General features: G+C 45.2%; 3 protein-coding genes. All 3 read left to right on the top strand.

The window, feature by feature from the left end; translation table 11 throughout:
* Positions 1 to 213 precede the first annotated feature (213 nt).
* Positions 214 to 597, top strand: coding sequence for a transposase (locus FTT98_RS17630; RefSeq protein ID WP_180177614.1), 384 nt, complete (start codon positions 214 to 216; stop codon positions 595 to 597).
* A complete protein-coding gene (tnpB, locus tag FTT98_RS17625; protein ID WP_016659045.1) occupies positions 594 to 929 on the top strand; it encodes an IS66 family insertion sequence element accessory protein TnpB in 336 nt (111 codons plus the stop codon). Before FTT98_RS17630 ends, tnpB begins: the two co-directional genes overlap by 4 nt.
* Positions 930 to 1,003: 74 nt before the next feature.
* The coding region (locus FTT98_RS17620; RefSeq protein WP_180177613.1) for an IS66 family transposase at positions 1,004 to 2,198 on the top strand (1,195 nt) is incomplete at its 3' end.

The following is a 2,198-nucleotide window of genomic DNA, read 5'->3' as shown; positions in this document are numbered from 1 at the left end:
CAAGCACTTGGTTTTATGCCTATTTAACTGGAATAGCTCAACAAGTAAAACAGACTTATGACCTTCCATTGGTTCTTATTGTTGATAATGCCTCGATTCATAGAAGTAAAAAGATGGCTGATTACAGGTAAGCGTCCGCTGAACACACCTTATGAATTCATCCTATAAGCCTTAATTTAGTCCCCACTTAGAAACAAGTGGGGACTTAAATTTATGACTACAAATAACCAGACATCCATCGCATCTCTTGCGAAAAAACGAAGAACATACAGTGCTGAATTTAAACAGCAGATCGTTCAGGCTTGTAAAGCACCGGACGTTTCAATTGCTTCGGTCGCTTTGCAACATGGATTGAATACAAATCTTGTATCCAAATGGATTCGCTTAATTGATGGTAAGCCAGGGAATGATCGCTCACCACTACTGAATAAACCTGCATTTATTGCCTTATCTTGCTCTGCACCATTAGATCCTACTCCTACTGACATGTTAACGGTTCAAATTACTTTACCCCACTCAAAAGCAGAAATTGGCTTGAAATGGCAAGTATCAGAAATATCTGCTTTAGCAGAATTACTCAAGGCACTTGCAACATGATCCGCATTGATGAAATTTGGCTCTCTACCCAGCCCATGGATATGCGAGCAGGAATGGATACTGTCATGGCTCAGGTGGTGAGAGCCTTTGGCTACATCAAACCGCATTGCGCCTACCTGTTCTGTAATAAACGTGGTCATCGTATGAAAGTGTTGGTACATGATGGACTGGGCATCTGGCTGTGTGCCCGGCGTTTGGAACAGGGCAAATTTCACTGGGCTCAAGTTCACCAAGGTGAAACCGTGGCCCTCAGCCCGGAACAGTTACAGGCACTGATCCAAGGTTTGCCCTGGCAGCGCATTGGACGACAGCAGGTGGTGACGATGCTTTAAACCAGGCTGTTCCATTCTGCTATTCTCCAAACGTTCTATTTCATTCTTCTCATGACCTCAGGCATACTGCGGTCATGAATACGCTGCCTGACTTAAGCCAACTGACCCATGAACAACTGCTGGAATTCACCAGGCAGTTGGCGATGCAGCATCAGTCTCTGGCACAATCAAATCAAGAATTAGAAAAATCAAACCAGCAATTAGATGCCAGAGTTCAACATCTTGAAGTCACCAATCAGCAATTAGATTCTAAAGTTCAACATCTTTCTATTCTCAATCAAAAATACGAGCATGAACTCGCACTATTTAAACAGCACAAATTCGGCAGTAAAAACGAACATCTCACTGCAAAACAAATCCACCTGTGGGATGAAGCGGTTGAAGAAGATATTGCCGCGGTTGATCTAGAACTGGAACGGCTAAATGCAGATAAAACCGATGCAGTGACACACAAAGCCAAAACCAATAAACCTAAACGTCGACCACTGCCAGATCATCTACACACCATCCGTATTGAGCATGAACCTGCATCAACCCAATGTGCTTGTGGCTGCCAACTCCGTCGTATCGGCGAAGATGTCAGTGAAAAACTGCATTTCAGACCGGCACAGTTCTATAAGGAACAGCATGTGCGTGGTAAATGGGTCTGTGATCAGTGTGACACTCTGACTCAGCAAGCGATGCCCGCCTATGTGATTGATAAAGGCATTGCTTCACCTGAATTGCTCAGCCATGTGCTGGTATCGAAGTATGCCGATCATTTGCCGCTGTACCGTCAACGTCTGATCTATCAGCGGGCGGGAATCGAACTTTCTAGATCAACTTTATCTGACTGGATAGGTCGCTGCGGTGTGGAACTGGAGCCTCTGGCCAATGCCTTAAAAGAGGTGGTGCTGCAACAGCAGGTGCTGCATGCAGATGAAACACCAGTCACCATTATGCGGATGGGTGAGAATGATAAAAAACCGAAGAAAGGTTATGTCTGGGCCTATGCCACTACACAGTACAATCCAGTTCAGGCGGTGATCTATGACTTTCAGGATAGCCGTTCAGGTCAGCATGCTGAAGAGTTCTTGAAAGACTGGCAGGGTCATCTGGTCTGTGATGATTACAGTGGTTATAAAGCACGCTTTAAATCAGGCCAGGTCATTGAGGTGGGCTGCATGGCGCATGCGCGTCGTAAATTCCATGAACTGCATGTGACCAAAAAAAGTCAGGTCGCTGAACAGGCATTAGTGCTGATTCAGAAACTGTATGCCATAGAAGCAG

The organism is Acinetobacter sp. YH12039 (genome assembly GCF_013420015.1).
GTDB lineage: Bacteria > Pseudomonadota > Gammaproteobacteria > Pseudomonadales > Moraxellaceae > Acinetobacter > Acinetobacter amyesii.
The sequence above is the reverse complement of the archived record's forward strand: the minus strand, read 5'-3'. Positions and strand labels throughout refer to the sequence as shown.

Bases quoted from the DNA above. Each gene is read 5' to 3' on its own strand.
- FTT98_RS17630 (WP_180177614.1), top strand. From the start codon at position 214: ATGACTACAAATAACCAGACATCCATCGCATCTCTTGCGAAAAAACGA.
- tnpB (WP_016659045.1), top strand. From the start codon at position 594: ATGATCCGCATTGATGAAATTTGGCTCTCTACCCAGCCCATGGATATG.